Here is an 18,787-nt window from a genome sequence, read left to right as displayed (position 1 = left end):
GGCAGGGCATTGCTTCTCCGAGGTGAGGCATGCAATCGAACCTGGGGCCCTGCGGGGCCCCTCATCATTCTTGGAGGAACGCATATGGCGTCCACTAACCAGAATCTAGACGTAGTACTGCGGGTCAACACGACGGGCTTCCGTAACGCAATGGCGGAGGCCAGCCGCCTGGCAACGCAGAATCTCAAGACGCTGCGCGCAGAGGCAGAGCGGACGGCAGCGGCCCTGGCGCGTGTGCATTCGGCACCGGAAGGCGCGGCGGCAAAGGCAGGGGCAAGCGCAAAAGGCGGGGAAGATGTACTCCGCAGCGGCGTGAAGGAGCTTGGCAACGGCCTGCTGACTGCTGCAGGCGGCCCATGGGGCATCGCCATCGCGTCGGTGCAGAAGCTGGGCGAAGCGTACGTGGACATGGTCAAGGCATCCGAACGTGCCCGCGCCGAGTTCAATGAACAGATGCAATCGCTGAAGCTGATGTCGTTCACGATGGATGAAGTCGGCAAGGGTCTGCGGGATCGCAGCATGCCGATGGATGTCGCCGTCGCTTCGCTGCATGAGCAGGCGAAGGCCATGCGCGAGCTCGAAGCGCGCAAGCGCGCGCTGGAGGGGGCCGTCACCCATTGGGAAGGGCGCGTGGCCTATGGCCAGCAGTCGGCGCGGGAGGGCGCCGGCATGAGCGCGGGGGCCGACTACGCAGGGCTGAAGGCCGCGCAGGACGCCTTGAAGGAGTTTGAAGGCAAGACCGATCCGGTGCGGCGCCAGTTCCAGGAGCTGCAGGAACATATCCGTGGCTCAATGGATCCAGAGCTGTTCAAGAGGGTCCAGGACGCCATCAGCAATCTCGACATCCAGACGTTGGTCCAGCTCAAGGCGGAGCTTGGCGCTGCCAAGTGGGAGGCGCTGCAGGCGGGCTCGGCCATCAGCGGCATGTTGGGCGGAATGCAGGGTGATGCGTGGCGGGATGAGGTGGAATGGATCCGCCAGACCCGTGGCGAGTACGCGGCGTGGATGGTCGAGCGTGGAAAGCAGATCAATGCAGCCGGCGGCCCGGACAAGATGAACGCGCGTAGCCGCGCCGAATTCAATGCGCTGGCGGCGCTGAAGAAGGCGGACATCGAGCGCAAGGATCGGTTGCGCGAGCAACAGCAGGGATCGCAGCGGACTGTTGAGCGGGTCGATGCTGAAGCGGCGGCTTATCAATCTCTTATCGACCGCGTTGACAAGCAGATCGCACAGGACCGGGTGCAGAGCCAGTTGAAGGAGGGCATGACTGCGACAGAGAAGCTGCAGATCACCCTGCTGGATGAAATGCGGCATGCCGAAAAACAGCTGAGTCTGGAAAGGCGCCAGCGGATCGAAGCATCGCTCGCGGGCGCTGTCGTCAACGCCAAGGAAGCGGCAGCACTTGAGGCTACGAAGAAGGCCCAGCAGGACCTGCTGAAGCTGCAGCGGGAGCTCCAGCAGGCGGCGCAGGCACAGCAGCGCGGCAACGACCAGGAACTGTTCGGCATCGGCCATGGCGCAGCGAGCGTGGATCGCATGCAACGCCGTTCCGCGCTGGATGAGGACCGCGACAACCGAAAGCGTGCGTTGGACGACGAGTCGCGCAGTGAAGACGGCAAGGTCATCGAATCGGAGCGCTACAGGACCCTGCTGGCCGAGCTCGATGCGTTCCATGAGCAGTCCCTGCAACGCGAGGCCGCGTTCCAGGAGAGCAAGAAGGCATACCAGTCCGATTGGAAGAACGGCGCGATGCGGGCCTTCGAGGACTACGCCGACGCTGCCGCCAACGCTGCCGAGCTGAGCCACGGCGTGTTCAGCAATGCCCTGGGGGGGCTGGAAGAAGGCCTGGTCAAGTTTGCCCAGACCGGCAAGCTGTCCTTCTCCGACCTGGCCGACTCGATCATCGCCGATCTGGCGCGCTTGGCAGCCAAACAGATGGTCAGTGGACTGATCAGGTCGGTCGGGCAGTTGTTCGGGCCGAAGATCACCGGCTTTTCCATCGGCGGTTACACAGGCCCCGGTGGCAAGTACGAACCGGCCGGCATCGTCCACAAGGGCGAAGGTGTACTCAGCCAGGAAGACATGGCAGCACTCGGCGGTCCATCGGCATTCTTTGCCCTGCGCACGTCGCTGCGGACCGGCAATGGCCTGTCCGGTGGCGACAGCGGTGGCTATGTGCAGGTGCCGATCGCCCGAGCCGGCGAGGGTGGGATGAACGTGGAAATCAACAACTACGGCGAAAGCCGGGTCAATACCCGGGAAGAGCGACAACGCATGCCGGATGGCAGCGAAGTGCGGCGACTGGTGATCGACATCGTGGGCGACAGCCTCAACGGTGGCGAGCTGGGCGCCATTGGACGGGCCCGATATGGATGGACGGAGGCAGTGGGATGAGCAGTTGGCCAGAGTATGCAGAGATTCGTTTCGCCGACTATGGCGAGGAGATCGTCGCGTCCGAAGAGCGGACCGACATGGAGCGCGGGCCGAGCAAGATGCGCGCGCTCAACAGCCGGGTGATGAAGAATGTGTATGCCTCGGTGCAGTTCCGCAGTGCGGCCGACGCCGAGGCGTTCGAGGAGTGGTACCTGCGCGATGTCGGTCGTGTCGGCTGGTTCACGATGGAGCACCCGCGGACCGGGCAGCCGATCAGCGCCCGCTTTCCGCAGGGGATCGGCCGCCTGATGCCGCTCAACACCCAGTTCCGTTTTTCCAAGCGTGATCTGGTGCTGGAGTACATGCGATGAGCTCGTTCCATGAACGTCGCCAGCGCTTGGCCGATACCCAGGGGCCGCTGATGCTGCTGGAAGTGTCGGCACCATCGATGCCGGAAGTACTGCGGATCGTCAACGACAACGTGAACTGGACCAGCAACGGCAGCGAGTTCATCGCCGCGCCATTCGGCTTTCAGCTTCCCGACGACGTCAGCGGGCAGGCTCCGCGTGCGCAGCTGGTGATCGACAATATCGGCCGCGCACTCACCGAAGACCTGGAAGCACTGGCCCCGGGCGAGATGGTGACCGCCCGGTTGATGCTGACCGACCGTGCCAACCCGGATGCCATCGAGGCCGAGTACGACCTGCCGATGACCCAGGTATCGGTCAACACGCGTACGGTCAGCGCCCAGTGCGGCGTCGATTTCCTGATGCGCCAGCAGGCCGTGCTGCTGCACGCCAATCCTTTCACGTTGCCGGGGATCTTCTGATGCGCCTGGTCGACGTCGAGCGATGGGTGGGCATTCCCTATGACGAAGCCGCGTGCGACTGCGCCGACCTGGTGGTGCAGGTGCAGCGGGCGCTGTTCGCCCGTGAAGTGGAGTTGCCCGGACGGCGACCGCGCGGGCGGCGCGGCTCGGCCGAGCTGGGCGCGCTGTCGCGCGCGCAGGCGGTTGCCCGCGAGGGCCCACCGCAGGATGGCGACCTGGTACTGATGATTGAACGCGGACAGCACAACCCCGGCCATGCCGGGGTTTTCTTTTTCCTGGCCCACGAGGGCTGGGTTCTGCACAGCAATGAAACGAACGGCTGCAGCGTGCTGCACCGCGTTCGTGACCTGCCCGGATATGGGCTGAGGATCGAGGGATACTACGCATGGAACTGACCCCACAACCGGCGACCGACGGTCGCCTCATCATCACCCCGCATCCGGTGCTGCTGGATGGCCAGCGCAACGTGCCGGTCGACCTGCGCCCGGGCGAAAGCTTGTACGCCTTCCTCATGCGCCATATCGATGGCCTCGATGGGCAGGCCTGGCAGGTCTGCGTGGATGGTATCGATGTCCCGCGTGAGCAGTGGATGCAGGTGCGCCCGCGGCATGGGCAGCTGATCGAGGTGCGCAGCGTGGTCGGCAAAGCGGTGATCCCGCTGGTGGCGATGATCGCGCTGACCTACTTCACCTTCGGCATCGGCACGCTGGTGGCAGGCTCGGCCTGGGGCGCGGGCGCGGTAGCGGGGCTTAGCGCCACCTACGGCACTGCTCTGGCGTCAGCGGTGTACGTGGCCGGCAGCGTGCTGATCAACAAGGTGTTGGGCCCGAAGCCTCCCCGGCCCGGTGGTGGTGGTGTTGCCGATACCGCCTATTCGCTGGCTGCGCCTCGCAACCGCGTGCGCGCCTATGAGCCGCTGGGCCTGCTGTTCGGCTCCACGCGCGTGGCGCCCGATCTGATCAGCCGTCCCTATACCTGGTTCGAGGGCGATGAACAGTTCGTCGGCATGACCCTGAGCCCAGGCATCAATGTCGGCCGTGTCGAGGCGCTGCAGAACGGTGAGTCACCGCTGTCCAGCTATGAGGGGGTGCGCACCTGGTTCCGCGGCTTCCCGCAGATGCCGGACGAAGCGATTCCGCTGTACAGCAATGCGGACGTGATCGAAGGCGCTCAACTGCTGGATACCGGCAGCGACGCCAAGCATGTGGCCAGCCCGTGGGTGGAGCGCACCAGTTCGGCCGAGACGCTGCGCCTGCAGGTGAACGTTGAATTCCGTCTGTGGGACACGACCTCCAAGGGCAAGGACAAGGACAACCGCGAGCAGCTCCAGATCCAGTACCGCCCGGTAGGCACCACCAACTGGCAGTTGTTCGGCAACTACAACCTTGTGGGGCGCACGCAGAAAGCGCGTCGGGTGAGCTACGGTCGCGATGTGGAGCTTGGCCAGTACGACGTGCGTGTGCGCGTGGCTGGACAGAACACCGATGGCAGCGGTGCGCAGGCGAACTTCACCTGGACCACGCTGGTCAGCGTGCAGCGTGACGATGCCAGCCATGCCGGCATTCCCGCGATCGGCCTGCAGATGAAGGCCTCCGGCCAGCTCAACGGCACCCCGGATGAAATCCGCTGCGTGGCCCATTCGCGGCCGATCCCGGTGTGGAAGGGCGATGCGGTTGGCTGGGTGACCGAGGAGACCAGCAACCCGGGCGCGCAGATTCTGGCCTACGTGCGTGGCATCAACGACGAGAATGGCAAGCGTATCGCCGGCCTGGGCATGGCGGATCGACGCATCGACATTGAAAGCCTGAAGGCCTTCATGTTGCATTGCGCAGACAATGCGCTTGGCTATGACTACTGGCTGACCGAAGTGCGCAGCCACCAGGCGGTACTGGACGCCATCGCCCTGGCCGGCTTCGGCCAGGTGACATGGGCAAAGGGTCGCCTGGGCGTGGCATGGGCCGCCGACGAGCAGCCGCTCTCCGGCGTAGTCAACATGGCGACGATCAAGAAGGGCCAGTTCCAGGTCGACTACACCCTGGCCAATGCCGCCGACGGCATCGAGTACAGCTATCTGGACCGCCGCACCTGGAAGGCGGCGACGCTGCGCGTGCCGGCACCGGGTGTGGAAGTGATGCTCAACCCGGCCAAGATCACCGGCGAGGGCGTCAGCACCGAAGCCCACGCCGCGATGCTGGCGCGTTGGCATCTGGCGCAGAGCGTCTATCAGTACAAGTCGATCAGCTACAGCACCGACATCGAGCACCTGGCCTACTCGCGGTTGTCGGTGCTGGCGTTGCAGCACGACCTGACCCAGTGGGGCTTCGGTGGCCGCCTGATCGGCGCGACGGTCGATGCCGAAGGTGTGACCACGCTGCAGCTGGACGAGCCGGTGCCGCCGCCGGCGGTGGGCAGTGCGTTCATTGGCCTGCGCATCCCGGGCGAGCGCGTCTACCGCGTACTGCGCGTGGTACCTGGCAGTGAGCCGAGCGACACCCTGGTGTTGGCGGACCCTTGGCCGGCCGACGCGTCGCTGCCTGGCAGCAGCGAGAACAATCCTGCCCACGACACGATCTGGATCTACGATTTCAAGCAGACGCCGGGTACCCGCGTGCGCGTGACCGGCATCCGTCCGGAAGGCGACCTCAAGGGTGCATCGGTGGACGTGGTGCAGGAAGGGCCCGCGTTCTGGCACTACGTGCGCACCGGCCAGTACGTGCCGCCGTCGAACGAATCGTCGCTGCAGACCCGGCCGATCGCCAGCAACCTGAAAGTGATCGAACGGCAGGTCAGTCAGGGCGGCAGCGTCCATACCGAACTGCAGGCGAGCTTCGACATCAGCGGGCCGGTGGGTGACACGCTGGTGCTGTCCGATCCAGACGGCAATGCCGCGTTGGAGGAAGTCGCACGCACCACGACGCGCTCGGCAAGCTGGTCGATCCCCGGTGCGGGCACCTATCCCGTCGTCGTGCGTCCGTACAGTCCGGAGGGACGCGCCGGCGTGGCGGTATCCATCCAGTACACCACTATGGGCGCCGATGCCCCGCCTGTCCTGGTCGACCTGTTCGACATCGAAGAGCTCAGTGGCGGTGTGCGCCGCTACGTATGGGGCTTCTTCAGCGATACGGTGCAATCGACCGACTTCGCCGGTGTGGAGATCCGCTACACCGCGGGCAGCATCGACAACCCGCTGTGGGAGCAGATGACACCGCTCGGCGATGCGGGTGGCTTCTTCACTGCCGCGATCGAAGCGGTGCTGCCGGCGTCGGGCAGCTGGACCTTTGCCTGCCGCAGTCGCAACACCTCGGGCGTACTGTCGACGGCCGCCCGCTACGTGCGACGTTCGCTTGGCCGCAACGTCGGGCAGACGCTGGAGGGAATCGGTGGCGTGGTGGAGTCGGTCAAGCAGGATCTGGGCAAGGAAATCACTGCCCGCATCGACAACGACCTGGCCAACGCCACCCAGGCGGCCGAAGCACTGCGCAGTGAATCGCTGCGTCTGCAGGGACAGATCACCGAGAGTGCCACGCACCTTGCCCAGCAGGCCGGGCAGCTGGACCAGCAGGCGCTGGCGATCAAGGCAAGCACCGATGGCCTGGCGCGCGAAGTGCTGGACCGCGCTGCAGGCGATCTGAATACCCGCACCGAGCTGACCACGGCGGTGAGCCGCGAAACCAGCGAACGCCGGTCGGATGTCGAGAATCTCACGCGGATGGTGAGCCAGCTGTCGGCCGGCAGTGGCGTGCAGTTTGACAGCAAGCGCATCTGGTACTTCGACAGCAGCGTGGAAGGATGGGGCGCGAACGGTGGCAGTCCTACGCTGGTGGCTGGCTGGCTGCGTCCGGCCAACCACGCCAGCGATGCCTTCGTGACCAGCCCGCGTGGCCAGGACGTCCAGGGCGCGGCGCACCGCTTCGTCAAGCTGCGCATCCGCAAGGTGGGTAGTCCTGCCTGGGACGGGCGACTGCTGTGGAACGGCCCCGGCCAGTCGTGGGACGACGCGCGCATGGTGCAGTTCGCAGAGCCGGGCTATGACAGCAATGGCATCGCGACGCTGGATGTGGACAACATTCCGTGGAACGGAACCGTGGTCGACCAGATCCGCCTGGATCTGTCCAAGGCGCAGACCGATGCCCACTACTTCCTGCTGGACTGGGTGGCGATCGGCCGACCGACACCGGGAGCATCGGTGGCGATGCTGCAGGACGAAGCCAGTGCACGCATCGCAGCCGATTCCAGCGAGGCCAGTCGTCGAGAGACACTCGGCGTGCAGCTGCGAGGCAGTTACGAAGGAAGCGATCTGGCGGGCGTCAGCCAGGGCCTGATCGCGGCGGAGAAGTCCGCGCGGCTCAGCGGTGACCAGGTCAACGCACAATCGATCCAGGCACTGCAGGCACGCATGCCCGCAGGTACCGGCGCGGTGGCTACCAATGCAAGCGTCAGCAGCCTGCAACAGGCAATGGTCACTGCCGATACCGCGCTGGGGCGTCGTGTGGACAGCCTGGACGCCACGATGGGTGACAAGGTCGGCTCCAGTGCCTTCAATGCGCTGAAGTCGGAAGTGGGGCAACTTGACGGCAAAGTCACCACCAGCAGCCAGGACCTGGTGCAGCTGAAGAGCCGGATGGAGGCGGTGATGGGGGCGGGCAGCAACCTCGCGCTCAATGGTGACTTCAACCTGGGCCCCGAAGGTTGGACGTTCTTCAATACAACGGCTGCATCGGTGGTGCGGGAGGGGCGTGGCAACAGCCTGTGCTGGAAGGCCGGCCCCTATGCCGGTGGCGCCAACACGGTGGTCAGCGCGGCGGTCAATGAGGGGCGGATCATTGCCTTGACGGCCGGGCGCCGCTATCGCGTTTCCTGCTGGACGCGGACCAGCGAGGACTTCGATGGTACGGCCGACAATACCAAGCTTCGTATCGGCGACCAGAACGGCAATCTGATGGCGGCTGCGACAGCGTCGTTCCCCAGGTCCGTGGATTGGGTGAAAACCGAGACCTTCGTGAACCTGCCGGCCTCCGGCACGGTGCAGGGCATCAAGGTCACGATCAATCGCAACGGCACGGCCGGCACGCTGTGGCTGGATGACCTGTGGGTGGAGGAGGTGACCGACGCCGATGCGAATGCTTCGGCGATCACGGGTCTGTCGACCAAGGTGGAGCAGATCGATGGCAAGCTGACGACCGCCGCCGAGGATGTGACACGCCTGGCGTCCGGTATCGGCAACATGGTGGCCTACAACATCATTGCCAATGCGCACATCAACGCCTGGCCCACCGGCGGACCGCGTGCATCGGGTGTTTACCGCGCCAACGGCAGCATCGTGGCCGGCATGGGGGCCAACCGCGGCCTGCGGGTAGGGGTGATCAATGCGGACAACAGCATCAGCAGTACCGCTGTGTTCGACACGTACGGCAATCTGCAGGCTGAATCGGCCCGTTTCAACGCCTGGTACGACGAGACCCTGAAGGACAACCAGTACTTCATCGCCTATACGTCTGACGCGGTGGGGGCGATCAGCAGTGGTACCAACGCCGACACCGTCGGCCTGCGCACGCGCCTGCTTGATGCCGGTCTGTCGCAGGAGAATCTTGTGGCGCTTTCCGGCGGACGGATGCTGGTGATGGTCGGGCGCAGGAAGAGTGGCGCCGGTGGCGGCAGGCAGATCCTGTCTCCGCCCGCGCTGGATGCCAGCCGCGTTGGCATGTGGGTGGAAATGACCATCACCCTGCTCAATGGTGTGCCGACCGGATCGCAGGACTCGTCGGCGCTCGACCGTGCCTCGCGGGCCAATGCCGAAGCGCTGACCGGGCTGCGCACCGATGTGGGCAAGCTCGGCACCGACCTGGCATCTGCGGCGGACAGCATCACCAGTCTGGGTGCACGGATCGATACGTCCGTGGTGAGCAATGACAACCTGCTGCGCAACAGCACCTTCGCCGGCAGTGCCGCGTGGTGGACGTTGACCCGCACGCTGCCGGCCAACACCGTGGAGTGGGTGAAGGCCTCTGGCCAGGGCGGCGATGCGTTGTTGATGACGCACGGGCCGCAGGCGGGCCAGAATCCGGCAATCACGGCCAATGATGCGCGCTGGTTGCCGGTGGCTGCCGGCAAGTCACGCCGGTACCGGATGGTGATGATCGCCCGTGCCTTCGATGGCGCGACGGCGACGCTGGTATGTCGCCTGAGGGTGCGCACCACGGGCGTTGGCGAAAGCCATGCGGACGTGACATTGAACCTGACTGACGGTGCCTGGAAAACGTACACGGCGGAGTGGTCGACGGGGCTTGACCGCAATGAAGTGATGCCGCAGGTGCATCTGACCAATGCGAATGGCAAGGTGCTGTTCGACCGCGTCGAGTTCTACGACATCACCGATGCACAGGACATCGCCGGCAATGCCACGGCGATCTCCAACCTGCGCACCGACGTGGTGCAGCTTGGCGACCGCGTCACCAGCAGCGCGACCAATGTGGTCAAGCTGCAGTCGGATGTGCAGTCGATTCTCAACGGAAGCGACAGCCTGTTCCCGCTGGGATCGTTCGAAACCTTCCAGGACGGCCAACTGCTGGCGAGTGCGGCGGGCACGATCTACACCGCCCGCGCCGATGCGCGCCGGACCGGTGAGCGGGGCCTGGACGTGAATGTCGCAGCCAACACCAGCCAGAGCACAAACGCGGACATGTACGTCGGCCAGTGGACCCCCATCACCGGCAATCGTCGCATCTACGTGGAGTACTACGCACGCCTGCATCCGGACAGCATCCAGCCGACCGGAGGTTCCATCCGGGTGGGCTGGCAGACTACCAACGAAGCCAACGCGGAAAGCTTGTGGCCATTGCAGGCCTATGCACTGGCCTCCCTGCGCAAGGATGCATGGACCAAGGTCAGCGGCTACATGGATACTGCGGCCTCTGCCGCGAAGTGGCGGATGCTCGTCAGTATCCCGGGTGGAAATGGCGCACGGGAAGTGGGCGTCCGCGTACAGGTTGATGATATCCGCATGATCGATGTCACCGATGCCTACGCCGCCCAGCAGAGCGCCGCCGCCACGGCAACGGCAGTCACTGCGCTGACCACGAAGGTGGACCAGCAGGGCACCAGGATCGATGCACAGGCACAGCAGGTCACTGATCTTTCCAGCAGCCTGAAGGGAGTGCTCAATACCGGCAGCGGCCTGCTGCCCAATCCCGATTTCGCAGAGGGCCTGGGAGGCTGGACCGCATCGGCAGCCGCCAACGGCGCAGTGTGGAGCACGGTCAACGGCGACGGCCGTCCGGGCGTGCTGCTCAATCGATATACCAGTGTGAATCCCACGCTGCAGCCCAATGGTGGCAAGTGGGTGCCAATCAATGGTGCGCGTCGATTGCGCGTGGTCGTACGTGCCTGTGGCGCAGGTGGGGCGAACAACCTGATGGTGCGGATGTATCGCAGAAGCGTCGCCGGACAGCAGTCCAACCAGGACCTGCGTGCCGTGTTCGCTGTGGAGGCATTCGAGACCCGCACGTTCGATTTCGATGCGTTCAACAGCGGGATCGACGCGTGGCGGCTGAATGTGTATGCCTATCCGGACAATGGCCAGGTGCGCGTGGACAGTGTGCAGGTGTACGACATCACCGATCAGTTGGCCAATGATGCCAATGCCTCAGCGATCAGCGGGCTCAGCACGTCCGTTGCGCAGCAGGGCAGCAAGCTGGACACCACCGCGCGTGACCTGACCCAGCTCAAGACGCAGGTGGGCGATGTGTCGGCCAGCGGCTTCTCGCAGCTGAAAAGCCAGGTGAGCCAGCAGGGAACACAGCTGACGGCACTGTCCGGGCGCGTGGATGGCGTGCAGGCATCGTTGGGCGGCAAGGCGGACGCTGCCGTGGTTACCAGCATGCAGGCGCAGGTCAGGAACCTCGGTTCGGGCGGCAACCTGCTGATGAACACCACCTTCCCGTTCTGGCAGCGCTCGGGCTGGGGATGGGGAAGCAATCCGAACGCGCGCTGGTCCGAACTTGGCAACCCCACCGGCGATGACAGTTGGCATCCGCAGGGCATCTTCGGGCTGGGCGCGGTGACACCCGGTATCGTCGCGGCAGGTGAAGTGGCGTGGTGGGGAACCGAGTACGACATCGCCATCGAGGGGGGCAAGACCTATTGCGCGTCTGCCTGGATCAATACCCATCGCGTGGAAGCCAAGCTGGAGATGACGTTCTTCGATGCGTCCGGCAATCATCTTGGCCTGGTCCACAGCCCTGGTGTGAGGAGCGATACGGGAACTCCGATCACGCTCGACCGCTTGTCGCGGACATTCCTGATCACCAAGGCACCCGCAACGGCGTCTTTTGCGCGCTTCCGCGTCATCGTGATTGGAACCGGTGGAGATACGCCTTATTTCTGGCTGTTCCGCCCGATGCTCAGTCAGGTGGATGCGGCAGCAACCACGCCACCGACCTGGTCGGCAGGTGGCACCGAGTCATCGGCACAGTGGTCGGTCAACGTCCGCGCCGACGGCAGGGTAGGGGGTGTGCAGCTGGCTTCCAATGGTCTGGTCTCGCGCTTCGACGTGGTGGCCGATGCATTCAGCGTCAGCGCACCGGGCGGCGGCCGGCGTACCGAGTACAGCGACGGCAACTGGCGTGTCTTCGACGAAGCCGGACGTCTGCGCGTGCGCATGGGTGTGTGGTGACAGGGCGTCTGCCGGCGACGGCAGACGCCTTGCTTGTCAACCGTATCGGCCGCCGGTGAAAGCGGCCTCTTTTTTTCCTGGAGTTCTCATGAAATTCAATGCTCGACTTGTCCTGCTTACCCGCGCCGTGGAGCAACCCGGCGTGGTCAACCTGCACTTCCGCGCGGAGGGGGAGGCGGTCCTGCCGCAGATGGTGATTCCGGTGGCACCGGCCGATGCCTACGCCCTGAAGTTCGGGGGGCTGTATCGGTTCGAGCCGGTGGAAGTGGACGAATTGCCCTCCGCCCTGTCCTGAAAGGTCGGGATGGGGCGGACAAGGGGCTGTCGCGGCAGTTCAGGGACCATGGCCCAACCCCGGTATACTGGCGCCCTTTAAGGCCCCGGCCCCCAGGTTCCCCTGCCATGCCGGCAGGGGCCCAGGCCCCCAGAGTCCCGCGATTCCATGTCCCAGCTGAACCCCAAAGTCGGCTTCGTCAGCCTTGGCTGCCCGAAGGCCCTCGTCGATTCCGAGCGCATCCTCACCCAGCTGCGGTCGGAAGGCTACGACATCGTCCCGTCCTACGATTCGGCCGACGTGGTGGTGGTCAACACCTGCGGCTTCATCGATTCGGCGGTGACCGAATCGCTGGATGCGATCGGCGAGGCGATGAACCAGAACGGCAAGGTCATCGTCACCGGCTGCCTAGGCAAGCGCCCGGAGCAGATCCGTGAGGCATACCCGAACGTGCTGGCGGTGTCCGGGCCGCAGGACTACCAGAGTGTGATGGAAGCCGTGCATGCAGCGCTGCCGCCCAAGCACGACCCGTTCGTGGATCTGGTGCCGGACTACGGCATCAAGCTGACCCCGCGCCACTACGCCTACCTGAAGATTTCCGAGGGCTGCAACCACCATTGCAGCTTCTGCATCATTCCGTCGATGCGCGGCAAGCTGGTCTCGCGCCCAGTGGATGACGTGCTGCGCGAAGCCGAGCGCCTGGTGCGCGGCGGCGTGCGCGAACTGCTTGTGGTTTCGCAGGACACCTCGGCCTACGGCGTGGATGTGAAGTACGCCGAGAAGATGTGGCGCGACAAGGCCTACCAGACTCGTCTGAAGGCACTGTGCGAAGGCTTGTCCGAGCTGGATGCGTGGGTGCGCATGCACTACGTCTATCCGTATCCGCACGTCGATGACGTGGTGCCGCTGATGGCCGAGAACCGCATCCTGCCGTACCTGGACATCCCGTTCCAGCACGCCAGCCCGCGCATCCTGCGCCTGATGAAGCGCCCCGGCGCGGTCGAAAAGACCCTGGAGCGCGTGCAGAACTGGCGCCGCATCGCGCCGGACATCACCGTGCGTTCGACCTTCATCGTCGGTTTCCCGGGCGAGACCGAGGCCGAGTTCGAAGAGCTGCTGTCCTTCCTGGACGAAGCGCAGCTGGACCGCGTCGGTGCGTTCGCCTATTCGCCCGTCGAGGGCGCCACGGCCAACAACCTGCCGGACCCGGTGCCGGAAGAGGTGAAGCAGGAACGACTGGCGCGCTTCATGGAAAAGCAGGCGCAGATTTCGGCCTCGCGTCTGGAAGCCAAGATCGGCACGGTGCAGCAATGCCTGGTCGATGCCATCGAAGGCGATATCGCCGTGGCCCGTTCCAAGGCCGATGCGCCGGAGATCGACGGCCTGGTGCACATCCAGAACGCCGACCAGGTGACATTGCGCGTGGGTGAGTTCGTCGACGTGGAAATCACCGAGAGCGACGAGCACGACCTCTACGGCGACGCACTGCCGCCGACCACGCGCCCGGCCTTCGACCTCAAGGTGCTGTGACCGGGGCGGAGGCTGCTGATGGCGGCCCCCGCCGCTTCGTGGCACCGCTGCGCGCGGCGGTGGATCGGTCTGCGTTCGATCATCCAGTGTTTGCCGGTATCGCCGAATTCGGTGATCTGCTGACCACAGCGGACTGGCCGCGCGTGTCCGACCTGGACGCGCGCCTGGCGCTGCCGGGCAAGCGCATCGTTGAACAGGATGCGGCGCTGCTGGCCGATGGCCTGCACTATGAAACGCGCATCGCCGAAGGCCGCATCGCCACCCGTGCCGACAACTGGCACGACCTGTTCAATGCCCTGGCCTGGGCATGCTACCTGCCGATCAAGTGCGCACTCAACACGCAGCAATGCCGGCACATCGAGCGCATGGCCGCCGGACAGCGCAACCGCGCGCAGGCTGCGCTGACCCAGTTCGACGAAACCGGCGTGGTGGTGCGCGTGCGCGATCCGGCGTTGCTGGCAGTCTGGGATGCTCACGATTGGCGCGCGTTGTTCGAACCGAGCCATTGGCAGTCAGGGCGGATCGCCATTGCCGCTGTATTTGGTCATGCCTTGATGGAACAGGCGCTGCTGCCGGGCCGGCTGTTGGTGGGCAAATGCATCGTGCTGCAGGGCGATGACGATGCGGACTGCGTCGGTGCGGTCGCGCAGGCCATCGACGAGAGCAGGGTGCTGCTCGACCCTCTGGAGCTGCGCCCGCTGCCATTGGCGGGCATTCCGGGTTGGCACACCGATCAGACGCCAGCCTTCTTCGCGAACGCCGATTATTTCCGCCCGCTGCGCGAAGGCCGTCGTTACCCGCCGCCGCTGCCGCTCCTGTAGAGCCGAGCCCGTGCTCGTTGAGCGCTGCCGCCCGCCAGAGGCTCAGCCCTTGGCCGCAGTCTCGTACTCGACATCGATCACCGCAAAGGTGTGATGACCACTGGGCAGTTCCACCGAAAACTCATCATCCAGGCGCTTCTTCAACAGGGCCCGCGCCAACGGTGAATCGATGCTGATCCAGCCCAGTCCTGCATCGGTCTCATCCGGCCCGACGATGCGGTAGCGGCTGGTCTGCCCGCTGTCCACGTTCTCCAGCTCCACCCAGGCACCGAAGAACACCGCTTGCGGATCGGTCGGCGTGGTGTCGACCACGCGCAGTGATTCCAGGCGCTTGGTCAGGTAGCGCACGCGACGATCGATCTCGCCCAGCTGCTTCTTGCGGTAGGTGTATTCGGCATTCTCCGAGCGATCACCTTCGGCCGCGGCGGCGGCCAGCGCCTTGACCACCTCGGGTCGACGTACCCGCCACAGCTCATCCAGCTCGGCTTTCAAGCGTGCATGGCCGGCGGCGGTGATCAGCGCGGTGCTCTTTTCTGCGGGGGGACGCCAACGCGACATGTAATGCGGCTTCTCGTACGGAATGAAACAAATACGGCGCGCCGCTGCCGGCGCGCCGCGAAGGTGCTGCCGGGGTTCTCAGCGCTTGCCGCCGAAGATGCCACCGAGGATGCCGCGCACGATCTGGTTGCCCAGCTTGGTACCGACCGTACGCGTTGTCTGCTTGGCCATCGTCTCGATCATGCCCTGGCGGCGCTTGGTGCCAAAGATTGCGTCCTTGATCGATTGTCCGAAGCCACCTTCCTGCGCCTCGTCCTGCTCACGGCTGCGTGCGGCCGGCGCATCGGTTTTCTCAACCGCCTTCTGCGCGCGCTGGGCCAGCAGTTCGGCGGCCGATTCGCGGTTGACGGCAGTGTCGTAGCGCGTGCCGACCGGGCTGCCGGCACGCACCTGCGTACGTTCGGCCTCGGTGACCGGTCCCATGCGGCAGCGCGGTGGGGCGATCATCGTCTGCTGTACCGGCATCGGCACGCCCTTGTCCTGCAGCGTGGACACCAGCGCCTCGCCGGTACCGAGCTGGCTGAGTACCTTCACCACATCCAGTTTCGGGTTCGGCACGAAGGTCTCGGCGGCGGTCTTCACTGCCTTCTGGTCGCGCGGGGTGAATGCGCGCAGCGCGTGCTGCACGCGGTTGCCGAGCTGGCCGAGGATGTTGGCCGGTACGTCGTCCGGGAACTGCGAGCAGAAATACACGCCCACGCCCTTGGAGCGGATCAGCCGCACCACTTGTTCGATGCGTTGTACCAGTGCAGGCGGTGCATCGTCGAACAGCAGGTGCGCTTCGTCGAAAATGAAGACCAGCTTCGGCTTGTCGAGGTCGCCGACTTCGGGCAGCTGCTCGAACAGCTCCGACAGCAGCCACAGCAGGAAGGTGGAGTACAGCTTGGGCTTGAGCACCAGCTGGTCGGCGGCAAGGATGCCGATGACACCGCGGCCGTCATGGTTGACCCGCATGATGTCGGCCAGCTCCAGCGCCGGTTCGCCGAAGAAGTGCTCGCCGCCGTCCTGCGCCAGGCGCAGCAGGGCGCGCTGGATGGCGGCCACCGACTGCGCGCTGACCAGGCCGTACTCGGTGGAGATGTCCTTGCGCTCCTCGGCCACCAGGCCGAGCAGGGCGCGCAGATCGTCCATGTCCAGCAGCAGCAGGCCGCGGTCATCGGCCAGCTTGAACACGATGTCGAGCACGCCGGCCTGGGTGTCGTTCAATTCCAGGATGCGTGCCAGCAGGGTCGGGCCCATCTCGCTCACGGTGGTGCGCACCGGGTGGCCGAGCTTGCCGTACAGATCCCAGAACACGGTGGGGCTGGCCGCCGGGGCGTAGTCGCCCACGCCGATCTCGGCCGCGCGCTTGAGCAGGTTCTCAGCGCCGGTACCCGGCACCGCCAGACCAGACACATCGCCCTTCACATCGGCCAGGAACACCGGCACCCCGATCCGCGAGAAACCCTCGGCCAGGGTCATCAGGGTCACGGTCTTGCCGGTGCCGGTAGCGCCGGCCACCAGCCCATGGCGGTTGCCGAGTTTCGGCAGCAGGGTGACAGCCACATCGTCGGTGATGCCTTTGCCGAGCAGAATCGGATCCATGGTCCAGCCCTTGTGATGAATGTGCCAATGTTAACCGCCGACAGTGACGGGCCGAAGGTCGGCTTGCCCCGACCTTGGCAGCGCCGCTACTCTGCCTGCCTGTTTCATACACAGTGCCACCAATGCCCGTTCCTGTCCTGATTTCCCGTACCTGGCCGCTGCTGGCCCTGGCTGGCCTGGTTTCCCTGGCGCCGGAGGCCCACGCACAGCGGGTTTCGGCCCGGGACAAGGTGAAGGTGGATACACTGCAGCAGCGCATGACGGCTGCCGAGAAGCGCTACAGCGATGCCGTGCTGCTGGTGGCCAACGCCGATCCGAAGGGTCGCAACGAGGCCGATGCCGCGCTGGAGGACATGGAAGATGTCATCAGCGAGTGCGTGAAGCAGAAGGGCTGCCAGATGAGCAACATGCTGGCGACCTACAAGCGGCTGCTCAAGCATGACGCCGATGCCGCCGCCGATGATGACGTGGCCGATGAAGCCGGCGATCGCCTGGAAGCCGACCCGGACCATGTCGGCCCGCTGGCTGCCGACGTGCCCGAGGCCGCCCGCGCAGCGGCGCTGCTCAACGACAAGCGCCATGCCTTCGACAACATGGTCGAGTACAACCCGGCCGTGCAGGCCGGCATCCGCCGCTGGCTGACCGACATGCGTCCGGCGTTGATGACCACCTACGAGAACTACCAGAACCTGCGCGCGGTGATGTGGCCGGAATGGGAGAAGCGCGGCCTGCCCGAGGCGCTGCTGTTCGGCATCATGGCCAAGGAGTCCAATGGCCGCGTGCATGCGTCCTCACGTGCTGGCGCGGCGGGCTTGATGCAGTTCATGCCGGCCACCGGCCGCCGCTTCGGCCTGGGCCCGGACGGTACCGGTTTCGATACCCGCTTCGACGCGCGCAGCGCCGCCGAAGCCAGCGCGACGTACCTCAACGAGCGCATGCGCGAGCTCAACAACAACGTCGAACTGTCGTTGGCCGGCTACAACGGCGGCGAGGGCCGCGCGGCGCGCGTCTACAAGCAGTACCCGGGCCAGAGCTTCTGGGTGGACAGCGTCTACAACCAGTTCCCCGGCGAGACCAAGGACTACGTGCCGATGGTGATCGCCGCGTCCTGGATCTTCCTGCACCCGCAGCAGTACGGCGTGGAGTTCCCGAAGATCAATGCACAGCCGGCCACCATCCGCCTGGCCCGCTCGACCACGATCTACGAGCTGACCATCTGCCTGGGCAGCCATGGCACCCGCGATGGCTACATGCGCGCATTGCGCAACCTCAACCCGCGCTATGAAGCCGATGGCTGGATCCCGGCCGGGACCCTCATCAACGCCACCAACCGCATTGCCGGCCTGTACGCGCGCAACTGCGTCAGCGGCCCGCGTGCGGATCTGGCCCGCACCCTGATCACCGCCGACCTCAATGCCGCGATCGTGCGCCCGAGCGCCGCCAGCTATACCGGCAGCGTGGCCGTGGGCGGGGTGGTGCCGGTGGTCGATCCCAATGCCGCCAGCAGCGTGCCGACCACGCCTGCAGCGCCCGTGGCTGCGCCGCGCCCGGCGCCGGCCCCGCGCGCCAAGCCGGCCCGCAGCTACAAGGTGGGCAAGGGTGAGACCCTGGGCCGGATCGCCGCGAAGTTCCAGTGCGATGTGCCGGTGCTGGCCCGCGCCAATGGCCTCAAGGCCCCGGGCTACAGCCTGCGCCACGGCCAGGTGCTGAAGCTGCAGGGCTGCGACAAATAATCTCTCCGCACTCTGGATATCGCATGGACCTCGAAGACACCCGCAACCTGTTCACCAACCTCCGCGAGAACACCGACTGGAACCTGGACGCCCCGCTGTTGTGGGGTTACTTCTTCGTGCACTCCACCGCCGAGCCGTTGCAGGCACTGGCCACCCACCTGCAGGCGCAGGGCTATGTGCTGGTGGAGATGTTCGAACAGGAGCCGGAGGACGGTGACGCTGCCTTCCACGTGCTGCACGTGGAGCGCGTGGAAGTCCACGACGAAACCTCGCTGGACAAGCGCAACCAGGAACTGAGCGCGCTGGCCACGCAGATGGGCGTGGAAGACTACGACGGCATGGACGTCGGCCCGGCGCCGACCCTGCAGTAACGCCCCCATCCGGTAGTGCCGGCCGCTGGCCGGCATTCCGTTG

General features: G+C 65.4%; 12 protein-coding genes. 10 read left to right on the top strand and 2 right to left on the bottom strand.

The window, feature by feature from the left end; translation table 11 throughout:
- The first annotated feature begins 9 nt into the window (after window positions 1-9).
- The 8 genes from QP457_RS15515 to QP457_RS15480 all read left to right on the top strand — a co-directional run bounded on the left by QP457_RS15515 (window position 10) and on the right by QP457_RS15480 (window position 14,498).
- Window positions 10-2,394 carry a phage tail tape measure C-terminal domain-containing protein gene (locus QP457_RS15515; RefSeq protein ID WP_286040707.1) on the top strand — a complete coding sequence of 795 codons (2,385 nt, stop codon included), beginning with the start codon at window positions 10-12 and terminating at the stop codon, window positions 2,392-2,394.
- The gene (locus QP457_RS15510) at window positions 2,391-2,744 is read left to right on the top strand and encodes a hypothetical protein (protein WP_180166307.1); all 354 of its coding nucleotides are present in this window, start codon (window positions 2,391-2,393) and stop codon (window positions 2,742-2,744) included. Before QP457_RS15515 ends, QP457_RS15510 begins: the two co-directional genes overlap by 4 nt.
- Complete coding sequence (locus QP457_RS15505; RefSeq protein ID WP_032975025.1) at window positions 2,741-3,202, top strand: DUF1833 family protein; 462 nt, start codon at window positions 2,741-2,743, stop codon at window positions 3,200-3,202. Before QP457_RS15510 ends, QP457_RS15505 begins: the two co-directional genes overlap by 4 nt.
- On the top strand, window positions 3,202-3,597 hold the full coding sequence (locus QP457_RS15500; protein WP_180166308.1) for a peptidoglycan endopeptidase: 396 nt from the start codon (window positions 3,202-3,204) through the stop codon (window positions 3,595-3,597). The genes QP457_RS15505 and QP457_RS15500 overlap by 1 nt, the downstream gene beginning before the upstream one ends.
- Entirely contained in the window at window positions 3,588-11,873 is an 8,286-nt protein-coding gene (locus QP457_RS15495; protein WP_205404774.1) for a host specificity factor TipJ family phage tail protein, read from the top strand. The genes QP457_RS15500 and QP457_RS15495 overlap by 10 nt, the downstream gene beginning before the upstream one ends.
- Before the next feature lie 88 nt (window positions 11,874-11,961).
- On the top strand, window positions 11,962-12,168 hold the full coding sequence (locus QP457_RS15490) for a hypothetical protein (protein WP_180166310.1): 207 nt from the start codon (window positions 11,962-11,964) through the stop codon (window positions 12,166-12,168).
- A 147-nt stretch (window positions 12,169-12,315) separates the two neighbouring features.
- On the top strand, window positions 12,316-13,677 hold the full coding sequence (gene rimO / locus QP457_RS15485; RefSeq protein ID WP_180166311.1) for a 30S ribosomal protein S12 methylthiotransferase RimO: 1,362 nt from the start codon (window positions 12,316-12,318) through the stop codon (window positions 13,675-13,677).
- Window positions 13,674-14,498 carry a DUF3025 domain-containing protein gene (locus QP457_RS15480; protein ID WP_205404773.1) on the top strand — a complete coding sequence of 275 codons (825 nt, stop codon included), beginning with the start codon at window positions 13,674-13,676 and terminating at the stop codon, window positions 14,496-14,498. Before rimO ends, QP457_RS15480 begins: the two co-directional genes overlap by 4 nt.
- Before the next feature lie 42 nt (window positions 14,499-14,540).
- Here the strand turns inward: QP457_RS15480 and greB are convergent, their stop codons facing one another.
- The gene (greB, locus tag QP457_RS15475) at window positions 14,541-15,056 is read right to left on the bottom strand and encodes a transcription elongation factor GreB (protein ID WP_100553118.1); all 516 of its coding nucleotides are present in this window, start codon (window positions 15,054-15,056) and stop codon (window positions 14,541-14,543) included.
- A 78-nt stretch (window positions 15,057-15,134) separates the two neighbouring features.
- The gene (locus tag QP457_RS15470; RefSeq protein ID WP_180166313.1) at window positions 15,135-16,640 is read right to left on the bottom strand and encodes a helicase HerA-like domain-containing protein; all 1,506 of its coding nucleotides are present in this window, start codon (window positions 16,638-16,640) and stop codon (window positions 15,135-15,137) included.
- 122 nt (window positions 16,641-16,762) lie between these two features.
- Here QP457_RS15470 and QP457_RS15465 point away from each other — a divergent pair, with 122 nt between their 5' ends.
- Together QP457_RS15465 and QP457_RS15460 are read left to right on the top strand one after the other, a co-directional pair.
- Entirely contained in the window at window positions 16,763-18,373 is a 1,611-nt protein-coding gene (locus QP457_RS15465) for a transglycosylase SLT domain-containing protein (protein WP_100553116.1), read from the top strand.
- A 23-nt stretch (window positions 18,374-18,396) separates the two neighbouring features.
- Entirely contained in the window at window positions 18,397-18,744 is a 348-nt protein-coding gene (locus tag QP457_RS15460) for a ribonuclease E inhibitor RraB (protein ID WP_180166314.1), read from the top strand.
- Window positions 18,745-18,787: the final 43 nt, after the last annotated feature.

The organism is Stenotrophomonas sp. As-7, from assembly GCF_030291015.1.
GTDB lineage: Bacteria > Pseudomonadota > Gammaproteobacteria > Xanthomonadales > Xanthomonadaceae > Stenotrophomonas > Stenotrophomonas lactitubi.
The sequence above is the reverse complement of the archived record's forward strand: the minus strand, read 5'-3'. Positions and strand labels throughout refer to the sequence as shown.